The organism is Devosia lucknowensis, assembly GCF_900177655.1.
Classification (GTDB): domain Bacteria; phylum Pseudomonadota; class Alphaproteobacteria; order Rhizobiales; family Devosiaceae; genus Devosia; species Devosia lucknowensis.
In genome coordinates, this window is the sequence record NZ_FXWK01000001.1 from 1,263,259 (window position 1) to 1,277,333 (window position 14,075).

Annotated in this window: 12 protein-coding genes; 6 read left to right on the forward strand and 6 right to left on the reverse strand. The window is 64.1% G+C overall.

From position 1 onward, the window contains the following. Nucleotides 1-134: 134 nt before the first annotated feature. From CCK88_RS05975 to CCK88_RS05985, 3 genes are all read right to left on the reverse strand, one after another. Nucleotides 135-1,391: an MFS transporter gene (locus CCK88_RS05975; protein ID WP_086469565.1), complete on the reverse strand. Its 1,257-nt coding sequence runs from the start codon at nucleotides 1,389-1,391 to the stop codon at nucleotides 135-137. Next, nucleotides 1,388-1,984, reverse strand: coding sequence for an ArsR/SmtB family transcription factor (locus CCK88_RS05980; RefSeq protein WP_086469566.1), 597 nt, complete (start codon nucleotides 1,982-1,984; stop codon nucleotides 1,388-1,390). The genes CCK88_RS05975 and CCK88_RS05980 overlap by 4 nt, the downstream gene beginning before the upstream one ends. Before the next feature lie 102 nt (nucleotides 1,985-2,086). Next, nucleotides 2,087-2,485 (reverse strand): winged helix-turn-helix transcriptional regulator, encoded by a 399-nt coding sequence (locus CCK88_RS05985; protein ID WP_086469567.1) that lies wholly within the window; start codon nucleotides 2,483-2,485, stop codon nucleotides 2,087-2,089. A 151-nt stretch (nucleotides 2,486-2,636) separates the two neighbouring features. On the opposite strand from CCK88_RS05985, the gene CCK88_RS05990 reads away from it, so the two are divergent. The 4 genes from CCK88_RS05990 to CCK88_RS06005 all read left to right on the forward strand — a co-directional run bounded on the left by CCK88_RS05990 (nucleotide 2,637) and on the right by CCK88_RS06005 (nucleotide 8,159). Beyond that, the gene (locus tag CCK88_RS05990; RefSeq protein WP_086469568.1) at nucleotides 2,637-3,518 is read left to right on the forward strand and encodes an NAD(P)H-binding protein; all 882 of its coding nucleotides are present in this window, start codon (nucleotides 2,637-2,639) and stop codon (nucleotides 3,516-3,518) included. A gap of 139 nt (nucleotides 3,519-3,657) precedes the next feature. After that, nucleotides 3,658-6,051 carry an efflux RND transporter permease subunit gene (locus tag CCK88_RS05995; RefSeq protein WP_244557502.1) on the forward strand — a complete coding sequence of 798 codons (2,394 nt, stop codon included), beginning with the start codon at nucleotides 3,658-3,660 and terminating at the stop codon, nucleotides 6,049-6,051. Nucleotides 6,052-6,281: 230 nt separating this feature from the next. Further along, nucleotides 6,282-6,809, forward strand: coding sequence for a hypothetical protein (locus CCK88_RS06000; protein WP_086469570.1), 528 nt, complete (start codon nucleotides 6,282-6,284; stop codon nucleotides 6,807-6,809). Between the two features lie 195 nt (nucleotides 6,810-7,004). After that, the gene (locus tag CCK88_RS06005) at nucleotides 7,005-8,159 is read left to right on the forward strand and encodes a diguanylate cyclase domain-containing protein (RefSeq protein WP_086469571.1); all 1,155 of its coding nucleotides are present in this window, start codon (nucleotides 7,005-7,007) and stop codon (nucleotides 8,157-8,159) included. Between the two features lie 2 nt (nucleotides 8,160-8,161). Here CCK88_RS06005 and CCK88_RS06010 read toward each other — a convergent pair whose 3' ends face one another. Continuing rightward, a complete protein-coding gene (locus tag CCK88_RS06010) occupies nucleotides 8,162-8,824 on the reverse strand; it encodes a DJ-1/PfpI family protein (protein WP_086469572.1) in 663 nt (220 codons plus the stop codon). 84 nt (nucleotides 8,825-8,908) lie between these two features. On the opposite strand from CCK88_RS06010, the gene CCK88_RS06015 reads away from it, so the two are divergent. Beyond that, on the forward strand, nucleotides 8,909-9,862 hold the full coding sequence (locus CCK88_RS06015) for a GlxA family transcriptional regulator (protein ID WP_086469573.1): 954 nt from the start codon (nucleotides 8,909-8,911) through the stop codon (nucleotides 9,860-9,862). A gap of 46 nt (nucleotides 9,863-9,908) precedes the next feature. Here CCK88_RS06015 and ssb read toward each other — a convergent pair whose 3' ends face one another. After that, nucleotides 9,909-10,418, reverse strand: a complete 510-nt coding sequence (gene ssb / locus CCK88_RS06020; RefSeq protein WP_086469574.1) for a single-stranded DNA-binding protein — start codon at nucleotides 10,416-10,418, stop codon at nucleotides 9,909-9,911. 411 nt (nucleotides 10,419-10,829) lie between these two features. On the opposite strand from ssb, the gene uvrA reads away from it, so the two are divergent. Then, nucleotides 10,830-13,724, forward strand: a complete 2,895-nt coding sequence (gene uvrA, locus CCK88_RS06025) for an excinuclease ABC subunit UvrA (RefSeq protein WP_086470840.1) — start codon at nucleotides 10,830-10,832, stop codon at nucleotides 13,722-13,724. Nucleotides 13,725-13,814: 90 nt separating this feature from the next. Here the strand turns inward: uvrA and CCK88_RS06030 are convergent, their stop codons facing one another. After that, nucleotides 13,815-14,048: a FliM/FliN family flagellar motor switch protein gene (locus tag CCK88_RS06030; RefSeq protein ID WP_086469575.1), complete on the reverse strand. Its 234-nt coding sequence runs from the start codon at nucleotides 14,046-14,048 to the stop codon at nucleotides 13,815-13,817. Between the last annotated feature and the right edge of the window lie 27 nt (nucleotides 14,049-14,075).

Sequence of the window (14,075 nt, forward strand, 5' to 3'; positions counted from 1 at the left end):
ATGAAGATCGGGGCGATGTCGGAGCTCGGCAGGCTGCCGCCGCTCACGTCTTCGGGCGTATCTGTCACGGGGTGATTCTACGTTGGTTCCAGTTACCCCGATAGATAGGCGATTCCGCTGCACAATGCCAATTTTCATGGGCTTTGAGCTGTGGAGAGCCGTTCGCTTTCCGGCGCGGCACGGCGCGGCTTGTTCATTGCCCGGAAGCTCGGGATCAAAACCGGCGACAATGCCGCAATCAGATACAGCGCTCCGGTGACCCAAAGGGCAGCGTGGACGCCCAGGCCATCGGCCAGCACCCCCGCATAGAGTCCGCCGAACGGCATCAGCACCCAGGCCAGCGCCCCGAACAGGGCGATGACGCGCCCTACCAGCGCTGGCGCGATCCGCTCGAACAGGATGGCGCCGATGATCGGGTTGAGGAAGCCGGCCGCAAACCCGCTGAACAGCAACACGCCGGCTATGGCAGGAACGGGAGCGCCGAGCGCCAGGATGGCCATGGGCATTGGCCCGGCGAAGAAAAAGCCGCCGACATAAATGGCCAGCCGCGGCACGCGCTCGGCCACCGCCGCCGCGATGGCAGCGCCGACGATCGCGCCGGCCGAAAACGTCGCGAGGAAAATGCCGACGAAGCTCGCATCCAGCCCAGCCTCCAGCACCCACACCGGCAGGAGCACGATGGCATAGGCCTGGTCGAACAGATTGGTGACGGCGATCATCACCGTCAGCCCGACCAGGACCGGGTCGCTCCGCAGCCCATGCCACCCCGCGACGAAATCCGCGCGATAACTCCCCCTCTCGCCTGGTTGCGTGGACCGGTCGACGCGCGGAATGCCGCCGGCAACCAGCACGGCCGAGAGGACGAAGGCCAGCGCGTTGCCGAGCAGCGCCGGGGCCGGCCCGACAAGGACGATCAGCGCCCCCGCGCCAGCCGCACCAATTGTACCCGCCAGCCTGTCACTGGCTCCCAAGACGCCGGTCACCCGCTCGAGTGGCACCGCGCCCAGCGCAGCGACGGTGGGCACCAGCGCCTGTTTGGCCGCGTCCGCGGGCGCGCGGAGAACCCCGATCAGCGCCACGGCAGGGATCAGCAGCCAGATGCTGAGCAGCCCAAGCCAGAACAGCATCGGCACGATCAAGAGGGCGATCGTCGACAGGCAGTCGCTCCAGATGGCGATCCGGCGTGCGCCAACCCGGTCGATCAGTGGTCCACCGAGCGCCTTGGCCATGACATAGGGCAAGAGCTCCGCCATGCCGACCACACCCGTCAGAACCGGACTGCCTGTTGTCGTCAGCACCAGCCAGGGGATGGCGATAACGGAGAGCCGTGTCCCGCCGACCGAACACACCGTCGCGGCCGCAAGCGATATCAGGGGGCGATGCTGCTTCATTCCGCGTCTTCCTCGGGCGGATGCGGGAAGGCATGCAGCATGATCGTGAACGGCTCGACGCCGGGCGGATAGGGCCCGCCAAGCTTGGGCGCCGTCTCCATGGCCGCCGCGATCACCTGGTTGAGGCGCTCGACAAGGGCCCTGGCTTCCGGTGCGCTGAGGGGAATGCTGAGATCGCTCAGCGTGGATGCGGCCCGCCACTCCTCCGGCAGCGTGACGTGACGCGCCAGCGCCTGCTTCATCTGCCCGATCTGCGCCTGCAGCGCCGCCTCGGCAAAGGCAATGCTTGCGTCGAGCGTTTCGTCATCACTCCCGTCGGTGTGAAAGACTGTCGACTCGTGCGCCGCCTTCCACCAGCGGTCGCGCGCGCTGCCCCGCTCTTCGTCCTCGACGATGAAGCCATGCCGGGCGAGCTGCCGCAGGTGGTAGCTCGTCGCCCCGCTGTTCATGCCGAGCCTTGCCGCCAGCCCCGTGGCCGTGGCCGGGCCGTCCATGCGCAGCATCCCCAACATGCGCATGCGCTGCGGATGCGCCAGCGCCCGCAGCGCCATGGCATCGGGCTCGATCCGGCTGATTTTTCGGGACGACGTCATGGGGCACACTCCAGATGTGGAGCGACCCTAAACCACAAACATATCTTTGCAAAGATATGTTTGCATTATGTACCGCGTAGGAGGTTCCCCACCCCGGCCTTTTCAGGCAGCGTCGAACCGCACGCGTGACGCAGAAATATCGGCCATGCTGGAATTGGCCCACTCGATCAGATGCCCGAACGGCACGATGAGCGAGTGCCCCAGATCGGTCAGCCGGTATTCGACCGAGGGCGGCTTGGTATCGAACACCTGGCGCGCCACGAGACCGTCGCGCTGCAAGTCGCGCAGCGTCTGCGTCAGCATCTTCTGCGATATGTCGGGCACCTCGCGGTGCAACTGGTTGAAACGCTTAGGCCCTCCGGCCAGCGTCATCAGCAGCAGCATGCTCCACTTGTCGCCGATCTTGTCGAGAACGTCGCGGACCGGACAAGGCCCTGGCAGGCCCACCGCGGCATTCCAGCGCTGGATATAAATCTCCGCAATATCCTGACCTGCCTGCATGACACTTACCTCCGGGTAATCTTCCACCGAAAAAGTGCCTCCTTTTCACCGCGGCGCGGCGCGACTAGATAGCACTCTCTTTCCGATACTTACTCTCCAAGATCAGCGAGATCAAGGAAGTCCGGAAACGTCACTGTTTTAGGAGTGCATCATGGCCAACTTTGCCAATTCCCCCCTTCTCGTCACCGGTGCCTCTGGCAATCTGGGTCGCCTTGCCGTCGAGGAACTGCTCGCCCGCGGCGCAACCAAGGTCATCGCCGGCACCCGCGACCCTGCAAAGCTTGCGGATCTGGCAGCGCGGGGTGTCGAAGTTCGCAAGCTCGATTTCAACGATGCCGCCACCCTGCCGGCCGCCTTTGCCGGCGTCGAGCGCCTGCTGCTGGTTTCGACCGACGGTGTCGGCACCCGCGTCGCCCAGCACAAGGCAGCCATCGCGGCCGCCAAGGCTGCCGGCGTCAAGCATGTCGTCTACACGTCCGCTCCTGCCGCCCGTCCGGATGCCGATGCCGGCCTCAATCCCGAGCATTTCTGGACCGAGATCGAACTGGCCGCCTCCGGCCTCGGCTTCACCATCCTGCGCAATCACATGTATGCCGAAAACAACCTCATCGGCGTCGGACATACCATCGCCTCGGGCCAGCTGTTCGGCCTCATCGGTGATCGCGGCACCTCTTATGTTACCCGCGCCGACGCTGCCCGCACCGCCGCTGGCGCGCTGCTGACCGCCGACGCCAACACCGTCGAGGACGTCACCGGCCCTGCCCCGGTCACCAATGTCGAGCGCGCCGCCCTGCTGGCCGAGCTGTCCGGCAAGCCCGTGAACGCAATCCCGCTCACCCCGGCCGATCTCAAGGCCGGCATGGTCGCGGCAGGCATTCCGGAAGGCTTTGCCGAGGCGCTTGTCGCCTTCCAGCGCGATGCCGTCACCGGTTACCATGGCGCCGTCACCGACGTCGTCGAGCGCTATAGCGGCCGCAAGCCCCAGGGCTTTGCCGATTTCCTCGCGGCCAACAAGGCGGCTCTGGCCGGCTGAGTGTCGATGGCCCGCTCCGGCGGGCCATTTCTTTGCGCTCGCGCACAATCCGTCAGCCGCGCAGACGCTGGACGCCAGCACGTCTTGCCCGTAGAAAATGCCGACATGCCGCCCACGGGGGAGTCGGGTTCTGGTGTCTATGGGTTCTGTTCTCAAGGGCGCGTTCGAGCGTATCGTCTACAAGCGCTCCATCGGTTTCGGCCTCGAATATATCGGGCTTGCCACCCTCCGCTATCCCAGGCTTGTCGCCTTGGCGGTCCTGGCCTTCACCATCCTTGCCGCAACTCAGGTGCCCAAGGCCAATGTCGATGGCGATCTGCTGCGCGTCTATGCGCATTCGGGCCAGTATTACGACGCCTACGAGCACCTCTCGGAAACCTTCGGTACGTTCGAGAACGACATCTACGTGCTCGTCAACGCGCCCAATCTGGTCGATCCAGACGTCATCGAGGAGGTGCGCAGCCTCGCCTTCGATCTGGAGCTCAATGAATACGCGGTCGGCACCATGTCGCCGTTCACGCTCCGCAAGCCCAATGGCAGTGGCGGCTCCGTGCCCGCCGTGCCCGAGGGCATGCTGACGGCCGACGAAGTCGCCATGGCGCTGATGGATCTGCAGCAGAACGATCCGATGATGCGCAATCTGATCACGCCCGATGTCACCGGCGTGGTTCTGATCATGTTCCCCAATCAGGAGCTTGTGAAGCAGAACGGCGCCAAGGCCATGATCGAGAGCCTGCGCCAGACCATTGCCTTCTACGAAGGCGGCGATCTGAGCATCGAGCTGACCGGCCCGCCGGTCTGGACCTCGGAAATGCTCAATGCCGCGGTGGACGACCAGATCAAGTTCACCGTCTGGGGCTTCGGCCTGGGCGCCATCATCGCGCTTCTCGCCCTGCGCTCCTTCTTCGGCGCCATCATCGTCGCCGCCACGCCGTTCCTCGCGGTCATGTGGTCCATGGGCATGATCCTTCTCTTCTTCGGATCATTCTCCTTCCTCACCATCATCGTCACCACCCTGGTACTGGTGATCTCCTTCGCCGAGTCCATGTTCTTCGTCTTCAACTGGCTCGCCTTCTGGCGCGACGGCATGGAGCCAAATAAGGCTGTCGATGCCACGGTCAAGCTCGTCGGCCCTGCAGCGGCGCTCACCATGCTGACCACCTTCGTCAGCTTCGCCTCGCTGTCGCTGACGCCGGGACAGGGCATACGCGAATTCTCCATGGCCGGCGCCCTGGGCACGTTCCTGCTGTTCGTGTGCCTGATGACCTTCCTGCCGCTCCTGCTCAAGCTTTCGATCCGGCTGGGCTTCAAGGCGCCGCCGAAATCCAGTGTTGTGCTGACTGCCCCCCTGCCCCTCAGCTGGTTCCTCGCCAGCCGCTTCGGCCGCCCGATTTCGATCCTCGCCATCGTCGTCACGATCGTCCTGTTCATCCCCTACGTCCTGATCAAGCCGCACTTCTCGTTCGAGGATTTCGTCGCGCGGGAATCGACCGCCCTGACCGCGGCCGAAAGCATCGATGAGGGCGTCGGTGGCGTGGCGCCGCTCTATGTGCGCGTCCCGCTGGCCGGCAACGATCCCAACATCGGCCCCGTCGACTTCGAAGAAGTCAGGCTCGTCCACCAGATCGTCGAAAGCCACCTGGGCGAGAACAAGGTCATCTCGGCCGCCAGCATGACCAACTACACCGAGACCGGCTTTACCCGCGAAGAGGTCTTTGACGCGGTCGGCCCGTTCATGCGCAAGCGCTTCGTCACCGACGACGGTAGCCAGGCCCTGGTCACCGGCTTCATGCCGACCATCATCGACTCCGAGGTGCTCAAGCAGCTGGTCAACGACCTGCAGGGCGAAATGGCCGCGGCCGGCATCGAGGATGTCGAGATCGGCGGCTTCCGCATCCTCACCACCTTCGCCACCGACGATATCGTGCGCGGGCTTCAACTCGACCTGACCCTGTCGGTGCTCGTCAACATCGCGCTGATCGGTTTTGCCTTCCAGTCTTTCCGCGTGGCGCTGGCCTCCGCCATTCCCAATCTGTTTCCGGTCTTGGCGACCATCGCCTGGCTATATCTCACCGGCGCCGGGCTGCAGCTCACCACCGTCATCGCGCTCACCATCGCCTTCGGCATCGCCGTCGACGACACCGTGCATTTCCTCTCGCACTATCTTCATTCGCGGCGCGACGAGGGCATGGCCCATCTCGACGCGGTCAGGCACACGCTGCACCGCATTGGCGGCGCCATCGTCGCCACCACGATCATCCTGTGCTCCGGCGTGATCATCGTCACCTTCTCGGAGCTTCCACAGGTCGCCCTCTTCGGCACCCTTTTCGTCTCGACCCTTGCCTTCGCAGTGGTTGGCGATCTTTTCATCCTGCCCGCCCTGCTGGCCGCCGGCGGCAAGTTCTTCCATCCGCTCGGCAAGATCGGCGTGCGCATGGTGGACACCGACCCCACACCCGACGACCCCAACGCCGATACGCACACGATCGCGCGGGTACCACCCGCACAGGTGGGGCAACCGGGCAGCACCTGATGCTATTGCGCCGCCCGGTTCGCCAAAGCCGGATGCCGCCATCGCGTCACCGCACGGGGCCAGTGGCAGGACACGAGATTTTGCGGCACCTTGCGACCGAATTGGAATTGCCATTTGATTCTTGGCTCGCCACAGTCCGCGTGGCGGCCGGCGCACAGATGGCGGATCAGTGACGTGTGGGAATTCGCCGAACAGCCTGGGGGCTCTTCGCTTTTTGGAGGCATTTTGCCATGACCCTTCTCGGACCCCTGACCCGTGCTGCGGCGCTGGCAGGTCTCCTTCTTTCTGCTGCCGCCGGTTTCGCACCTGCCGTTGCTGCGCCGGCGGACGTTGCCTTGCTCAAGTCCTATATCGGCGAGTGGCGTGGCCGCGGCGTGCTCTATGGCGCCAGCGAGGAATCCGTCGTGTGTCGCCTGACGCTCAGCGAAGGCAATCAGGACAAGGTCAATTACAACGGCCGCTGCGCCCTCGCGGGCACCAACCTGTCCGTCGCCGGCACCTTGGCCTATGTCGAGGCCAATCGCCGCTTCGAGGCTGCCATGACCTCCAATGCCACCTTCACCGGCATTGCCGTGGGCCAGAAACGCGGTTCGGGCCTCATCTTCAACCTGCGTGAGCGCGAGCAGGACGAAGAAGGCAAGGACCTCAACATTTCCGCGCAGATCCAGCTCAGCGGCGACGCGATCCAGGTGACGTTTGACGTGGTCTATATCGAATCCGGCGATAACCTGCGCGCCGAAGTGCCCTTCTCGCGCTGATGCAATCGATACCGACGCGAAAGGCGCCCCCTCGCTGGGGCGCTTTTTCTTTTTTCTGGCGAATGCTGCCTTAAAAACAGTGTCTTAAGGGGTACGCGCTAGGTTTGGCTCAACCGAAGCCAAGGCCTTTCCTAGTTGAGCTCTGCCGCACTCCCCGCCGATAGTTTCCTGTCCGCCCTCCGGCACAGGACCGGCATGTCCGGCGCCGCGATCCTCGGACAGGGATGCCGCCTGATCGCTCACGATGGCGCTTCGCTGCCCGCGGTCTCCGAGGACATTCTCGGCCCGACCGGCCAGGTCATTCCCTTGTTCGCTCATGGCGGTGTGCTGGTGGTCGCGCCCATTCCCGGCATGCGCAACAATATGCCTGTCTGGCTTGCCCTATGGGATGGTGCACCGCGCGATGCAGCTTATGGCGCGACGGTACTCGCTCGCGTCACCGAACTGGCATTCCACGCCACGACCGAGCGGCGTCAGGCCGCCGACAAGGCCCGACTTCGCCTGATGAACCTGGCCTCGGCCACGGCCCAGATCGGCATCTGGTCCTGCCGGCTTCCCGATGAAACCCTGACCTGGACCGACGGCGTCTACGACATTTTCGAATTGCCGCGCGGCTCCAGGATCACGCGCGAAACCACACTCGGCCTTTACGTGCCCGAATCTGCACGCCAGATGCAGGCCCTGCGCGCCGAAGCCATTGCCACGCTGGGCAGCTTCAACTTCGACGCCGAGATCGTAACGGCCAGGGGCAACCGCCGATGGATGCGGATCACCGCGACGGTGGAAACGGTCAATGGCCGCGCCCGATCCATCTTGGGCATGAAGCAGGATATCACCGACGCCAAGCAGCAGGCCGAACGCATCCGGCGACAAGCGGAGACCGATACGCTGACTGGCCTTGCCAACCGTGCCGTATTCCAGGCCCGCCTCGACACGCTGCATGGCGATCGGCCGGTCGGTTCGCTCATCCTCGTCGACCTCGACCGCTTCAAGGCCATCAATGACGAGCTGGGGCACGCCCAGGGCGATGCCTGTCTCCAGGAATCCGGCCGCCGGCTGATGGCCGCCTGCCCACCCGGCACGCTGGTGTCGCGCATCGGCGGCGACGAGTTTGCCGTCCTCACCGATCAGCACTCCACGGTCGATGACGGGGTCCTCTGCGATCGTATCGTCCAGGCCTTCGAAGCGCCCTTCGTCTTGGGTGGAAACACCAGGCACGTGGGGGCCTCTGTCGGCTTTGCCCGCCGTGACGATCACGGTGCCGATTGCCTCTACCGCAATGCCGACCTCGCCCTTTATCAGGCCAAATCGGCCGGTCGCGGCACCTGGCGGCAGTTCATCGCCGCCTGAGTCTATCGCAAAGGCAGGATCCGTTCCCGTTCGGCGCGCGACGCCGCCATGCCCTGCCGCGCCGCCTCCACCAGTGCCGCGCTGGCCCGCTCGGGCGTTCCGCTGTCGAACGGTGGTGCGGGCGCATATTCGAGGGCAAGCTGCACGCGCTGGGCTACCCCATCGCCGAGCAGTTCTGCCAGCACCGTCAGGCCGAAATCGATGCCAGAGGTCACGCCACCGGCGGTGATGATATTGCCATCGCGAACCACCCTGCCCGGCGTGGGGATCGCCCCCAGCCGCGGCAGCAGGTCGACGGCATTCCAGTGCGACGTCGCCTTCTTGCCCTCGAGCAGCCCGGCCATGCCCAGAACCAGCGAGCCGGTACAGACTGACGTGACGTAGCGTGCCGTTGCCGCTTGCATCCGTAGGAAATCCAGCACCGTCTGGTCAGTCAGCAGTGCGTTTACGCCACCACCGCCCGGCACGCAGATCACATCGAGCTTGGGGCAGTCCGCGATCGTCATCGTCGGCTGAAGCATCAGGCCGGTGGCCGAGCGAAGCGGTTCGAGGTCTTTCCAGACCAGGTGCACGGTCAGATCGGGCACGGAGGCGAACACCTCGTAGGGTCCCATCAGGTCCAGTTGCTGCACATTGGGAAACACCAGAAGTCCGATATTGAGCATTGCGTTCACCGCCTCAGTTGACTGCGAGCAGGATACGGAACATGGTGCTGGCTGTTTTGCCATAGTCCCCACGTTTTCCGCCAAATATCGCGCCGCATCGAAATTCTCGGTTTTCCCGATTGCCAGTTGCTGGATGTTGCAGGGCCGTTGCAGGTCTTCGCGTCGGCCAACGATCTCGTCCGGTTGAGCGGATTGCCTGCGCCTTATGTTCCCGTGGTCGTCGCAGCGAACACGCGCCTGTCCACATCCTCCGGACTTGTGCTCGAGGCCGAACCGCTTGCCGTCAACGACGGTGATCTGGATACGCTCATCATTTCCGGCGGCTGGGGCGTATATCCCGCCTGTGAGGATGCGGCATTCGTCGAGTGGATCGCGACCCGCGCAAAGCGCGCCCGTCGCGCCGCATCAGTGTGCAGTGGCGCCTTCCTGCTTGCCTCGACGGGCCTGCTCGACGGTCGCCGCGCCGTTACCCACTGGGGGCGCTGCGCTGACTTCAAGGCGCGTTTCCCGGCCGTAGCCCTTGATCCCGACCCGATCTTCATCGAGGACGGAAAGTACTGGACCTCGGCCGGCGTGACCGCCGGCATCGATCTTGCCCTCGCCATGGTCGAGGCCGACCTGGGACGGGACCTCGCGCTCGCCGTCGCCCGCCAACTGGTGGTTTTCCTCAAGCGGCCCGGTGGCCAGTCACAGTTCAGTGCCGCCCTCACCCTGCAGGATCAGGGCGGGCGCTTCGACACCCTGCATGGGTGGATTCTGGAAAACCTCGAGCGCCCGCTGTCGCTCCCGGACCTGGCCGAGAAAGCCGGTATGAGCGAGCGCAATTTTTCGCGCCGCTATCGAGCCGAAACCGGTCAGACGCCGGCCCGCGCCGTGGAGACCCTCAGGGTGGAAACCGCGCGCCGCATGCTCGAACAGGGTCAGCCGGTGGCGCGAGTGGCCAGAAGGTGTGGCTTCGTCAGCGACGAAACCCTGCGCCGGGCCTTCACCCGCCGTGTCGGCATCAGCCCTCAGGCCTATCGCGAACGCTTCGCCTGAAACGAAAGAGGCGGCCCATCGGACCGCCCCTCAAATCCTGTTCCGATCAGAACGGAATGTCGTCATCCATGCCGCCTGGCTCGAAGGCCGGGGCATTCGAAGACGGCCGGCGGCCACCGCCACCGCCGCCGGAATTGTCGCGCACACCGCGGAACCCGCCCGTGTCGCCGCCACCGTAGCCGGCGCTGTCGCCACCACCCTCGCCGCGGCCATCGAGCAGCGTCAGGTTGGAATTGAAGCCCTGCAGCACGACTTCGGTCGAGTACTTGTCCTGGCCGGACTGGTCCTGCCACTTGCGGGTCTGCAGCTGGCCTTCGATATAGACCTTGGAGCCCTTGCGCAGGTAGCTCTCGGCGACGCGCGCAAGGCCTTCGGAGAAGATCACCACGCGGTGCCATTCGGTCTTTTCGCGGCGCTCGCCTGTATTGCGGTCCTTCCAGCTTTCCGACGTGGCGACGCTCAGGTTCACCACCTTGCCGCCGCTCGGCAGGTTCCGCACCTCGGGGTCATTGCCCAGGTTGCCTACCAGAATGACCTTGTTCACACTGCCAGCCATGGCAAAATTCCTTCCAATTCAGTCCCGGTCTGCCCGGTCGCGGGACGCTCTCTCTTTCAGCCGTTCATGCGCCGCCCGGTGCGCGGCCAACGGCCCGATCGCCGCACCATAGACCTTTCCGGCCGCCACACACGTGGCTTTTGCGGTTTGTTCTCTTTATGTTCTATTTCTCCACAGGAGAGTCAAGCCCCTCCTGACACACAATGTCAGTATAGCTTGGGCACGGGATCAGTCGGCGCTTGAACGACTCCTTGCGTTCCCATTATGTTCGCATTGTTGTGATGAAGGTCCGCCATGCGGCCGCGGAGCTTGCGCTGCGGCGTGTGCGGTCCTATTTCTGGGCCCTCGCCGCAACCACCAGTCACGTCGGGCGCTGTATGCTCAGCGCCACTCCGCAGCATGGACGATCAGATGAAGCCTTCCGCCAGCCAGAACCGCGAAATCATCGTGCGCGGCGCCCGCGAGCACAATCTCAAGGGTATCGACGTCAAGCTGCCGCGTGACAGCCTGATCGTCATGACCGGACTTTCTGGCTCGGGCAAATCCTCCCTGGCTTTCGACACCATCTATGCCGAGGGGCAGCGCCGCTATGTGGAGTCGCTCTCCGCCTACGCGCGCCAGTTCCTCGAAATGATGCAGAAGCCCGATGTCGAGCACATCGAAGGCCTCTCGCCTGCCATTTCCATCGAGCAGAAGACCACGTCGCGCAATCCGCGCTCGACCGTCGGCACCGTCACCGAAATCTACGACTACCTGCGCCTGCTCTATGCGCGCGTCGGCATTCCCTATTCGCCGGCCACCGGCCTGCCCATCGAGAGCCAGACCGTCTCGCAGATGGTCGATCGCACCCTGGAACTGCCCGAGGGCACCCGCCTTTATCTGCTGGCCCCCATCGCCCGCGGTCGCAAGGGCGAGTTCAAGAAGGAACTGGCCGACCTGATGCGCAAGGGCTTCCAGCGCGTCAAGATCGATGGCGAATACCACGAGATCGAGGATGCTCCGGCGCTCGACAAGAAGTTCAAGCACGACATCGAGGTCGTGGTGGATCGCCTTGTGGTATCGAATGAAATCTCCGGTCGCCTCGCCGAGAGTTTTGAAACGGCGCTGAAGCTCGCCGAAGGCATTGCGCTGGTCGAATTCGCCGACGAGAAGAACGAGGACGGCACCCCGCGCCAGATCACCTTCTCCGAAAAGTTCGCCTGCCCGGTCTCCGGCTTCACCATCGCCGAAATCGAGCCGCGCCTGTTCTCGTTCAACAATCCCTTCGGCGCCTGCCCGGTCTGCGATGGCCTCGGCACCGAGCAGAAGATCGACCCCGACCAGATCGTTCCGGATCCGACCCTGTCGCTGCGCGACGGCGCCATTCTCCCCTGGTCCAAGACCAGCGCCCCCTATTACCAGCAGACCCTGCAGGCCGTGGTGAAGCACTTCGGCGCGTCGACCGGCACCGCCTGGAACGAACTGCCTTTGGACGTCCAGCATGCCGTGCTCTACGGCACCGACAAGACCGCCATCAACTTCGTCTATGACGACGGTCTGCGCCAGTACAAGACCTCCAAGCCTTTCGAAGGCGTCATCGGCAACCTTGAGCGTCGCTACAAGGAAACCGAAAGCGCCGGCATGCGCGAAGAGATCGAGAAATACATGTCCGCCAAGCCCTGCGTGGCCTGCGGCGGCTATCGGCTCAAGCCTGAATCCCTGGCGGTAAAGATCGACGGCCTGCATATCGGCAAGGTCACCGAAATGTCGATCCGCAACGCTTCTCAGTGGTTCGTCGACCTCTCGGCCAAGCTCACGCCCACCCAGTCCCAGATTGGCGAGCGCATCCTCAAGGAAATCCGCGACCGTCTGCGCTTCCTCAACGATGTCGGCCTCGAATACCTGTCCATGTCGCGCAATTCCGGCACCCTGTCGGGCGGTGAATCGCAGCGCATCCGCCTTGCCTCGCAGATCGGCTCTGGCCTCACCGGTGTGCTCTATGTCCTCGACGAGCCATCCATCGGCCTCCATCAGCGCGACAATTCCCGCCTGCTCGAAACGCTGCAGCGCCTGCGCGACCTGGGCAATACCGTCATTGTCGTCGAACACGACGAGGACGCCATCCTCACCGCCGACTACGTCCTCGACATCGGCCCGGGCGCCGGCGTCAATGGCGGCAACATCGTTGCCGAGGGTACACCGCAGGACATTCTCGACCACCCCGACAGCCTCACCGGCAAATACCTCTCGGGCCGCATGGGCATCCCGGTGCCTGCACAGCGTCGCGAGGGCAAGAAGGGCAAGGCCCTCTCGGTCAAGGGCGCCACCGGCAACAACCTCAAGAACGTCTCGGTCGACGTGCCCCTGGGCATGTTCGTTGCCATCACCGGCGTTTCCGGCGGCGGCAAGTCGACCCTCATGATCGACACCATGTACCAGGCCATCGCTCGCCGTCTCAACGGCGCACGCGTGGTTCCAGCGCCGCATGACTCGCTGACCGGCCTCGAATTCCTCGACAAGGTCATCGACATCGACCAGTCGCCGATCGGCCGCACCCCGCGGTCCAATCCGGCCACCTATACCGGCGCCTTCACGCCCCTGCGCGAGTGGTTCGCCGGCCTGCCCGAAGCCAAGACCCGCGGCTACGGCCCCGGCCGTTTCAGCTTCAACGTCAAGGGCGGCCGCTGCGAGAAATGCGAGGGCGATGGCGTTCTCAAGATCGAGATGCACTTCCTGCCCGACGTCTACGTCACCTGCGACGTCTGCAAGGGCAAGCGCTACAATCGCGAAACGCTGGAAGTCCAGTTCAAGGGCAAGTCGATCTCCGACATTCTCGACATGACCATCGACGAAGGCGTCGAGTTCTTCTCGGCGGTGCCGGTCATTCGCGACAAGTTCGCAACCCTCCAGCGCGTCGGCCTCGGCTACGTCAAGGTCGGTCAGCCCGCCACCACTCTCTCCGGCGGCGAAGCCCAGCGCGTCAAGCTCTCCAAGGAACTGAGCAAACGCGCCACCGGCCGCACGCTCTATATGCTCGACGAACCGACCACGGGCCTGCATTTCCACGACGTGGCAAAGCTTCTCGAAGTTCTCCACGAACTTGTCGATGGCGGCAACACCGTCGTGGTCATCGAGCACAATCTCGAAGTCATCAAGACCGCCGACTGGATCATCGACATGGGCCCCGAAGGCGGCGATGGCGGTGGTGAGGTCGTGGCTGTCGGCACGCCCGAGGATGTGGCCGCCAACAAGCGATCACACACCGGTACCTATCTCAAGGAAGTCATGGATCGCCGGCCCCACTTCGCGACGCGGGCGGCGGAGTAGATCTCTATCCTGCCCCTACCCCTCCCCCTCCTTGGGGGGAGACTGGGAGGGGGAGACGCTCCAAGGCATTTGTGCCGGGCGCCCGCGCGCCTACCCGATGCGGAAAACCTTCTCGCTCACGATCACCCGCAGGTGGCCCTCTTCCACATTCACTTCGCCCTTGGCGATCAGAGTGTTGTTGGCATAGATGCGCAGCGGGTCGTGCTCGTTCGCGTCCAGTTCGATCACCGCGCCGCGGCCCATGCGCAGCATATGGTGGATCGGAATGGTGGTCGCGCCCAGTTCGACAGTGATATCGACTTCAATATTGTCCAGGGTGTTCATAGATAAGGAGAGATCCCGGGTCCGGCC